Source organism: Altererythrobacter sp. MTPC7 (assembly GCF_042851395.1).
Lineage (GTDB): Bacteria > Pseudomonadota > Alphaproteobacteria > Sphingomonadales > Sphingomonadaceae > CAJXSN01.
Window position 1 is genome coordinate 1 of the sequence record NZ_BTGS01000056.1, and the last position, 457, is coordinate 457.

Annotated in this window: 1 protein-coding gene; it reads left to right on the forward strand. The window is 62.6% G+C overall.

Annotation, left to right across the window (positions count from 1 at the left end):
• Positions 1–457 (forward strand): integrase core domain-containing protein (locus ACGHJ7_RS14805; RefSeq protein ID WP_390479193.1); only part of this gene is annotated, 457 nt, incomplete at both ends.

A 457-nucleotide genomic window follows, 5' to 3' on the forward strand; every position in this document is an offset into this window, starting at 1 on the left:
CGTGCACGATCAGATGGCGTCTGGCAGGCGGTTCCGCGTGCTCAACGTCGTCGATGACGTGACGAGGGAGTGTCTGGCAGCGGTGCCGGATACCTCGATCTCTGGTCGCCGTGTCGTTCGCGAGCTGACCGAGCTGATCGCCCAGCGTGGCAAGCCCGGCATGATCGTCAGCGACAACGGAACCGAGCTCACCAGCAACGCCGTGCTGGCATGGTGCGGCGAGATCGGCGTCGAGTGGCATTATATCGCGCCCGGAAGGCCGATGCAGAATGGCTATGTCGAGAGCTTCAACGGTCGCATGCGGGACGAACTGCTCAACGAGACGCTGTTCTTGAACATGGCCCATGCCCGTGTCGAGATCGCTGCCTGGGTGGATGACTACAACCGGGAGCGGCCACACTCGTCTCTCGGTTATGCAACACCGGCGGCGTTCGCCGCCGAACTGGATAAGCAATGG